Annotated in this window: 1 protein-coding gene; it reads left to right on the top strand. The window is 65.7% G+C overall.

The features are described 5' to 3' along the window. Positions 1–690, top strand: a 690-nt coding sequence (locus LG632_RS30005) for an ABC transporter substrate-binding protein (RefSeq protein ID WP_226731081.1), incomplete at both ends; no start/stop codon positions are given.

The following is a 690-nucleotide window of genomic DNA, read 5'->3' as shown; positions in this document are numbered from 1 at the left end:
GACATCGGCTTCATCGGCCCCTCGCCGTCGATCAACGGCTACGTCAAGTCCAAGGGCACCAACCTGCGGATCATCTCCGGCTCCGCCTCCGGCGGCGTGAAGCTGGTCGTGAACCCGGACCGGATCAAGACCCTGGACGACCTCAAGGGCAAGAAGATCGCCACCCCGCAGAAGGGGAACACCCAGGACGTCGCGTTCCTGAACTGGATCGCGGAGAAGGGCTGGAAGGTCGACCCGGAGTCCGGCAAGGGCGACGTCTTGGTCGTCCGCACGGACAACAAGGTCACCCCCGACGCCTTCAAGTCCGGCTCGATCGACGGCGCGTGGGTGCCCGAGCCCACCGCGTCCAAGCTGGTCACCGACGGCGCGAAGGTCCTCCTCGACGAGACCGAGCTGTGGCCCGACAAGAAGTTCGTGATCACGAACGTCATCGTGTCGCAGAAGTTCCTCAAGGAGCACCCGGACGTCGTCGAGGCCGTGCTCAAGGGCACCGTGAAGACCAACGAGTGGATCAACGCCAACCCCGACAAGGCCAAGGCGTCCGCCAACGCGGCGCTGAAGGCCGAGACGGGCAAGGAGCTGGCACCGGAGGTCATCGACCCGGCATGGCAGTCGATCCTGGTCACCGACGACCCGCTGGCCGGCACGCTGAAGACGCAGGCCGACTACGCGGTGAAGGCCAAGCTCATC

The organism is Streptomyces antimicrobicus, assembly GCF_020532625.1.
GTDB classification, from domain to species: Bacteria; Actinomycetota; Actinomycetes; order Streptomycetales; family Streptomycetaceae; genus Streptomyces; species Streptomyces antimicrobicus.
Note: the sequence above shows the minus strand (reverse complement) of the source record. Positions and strands in the feature narration are given on the sequence as shown.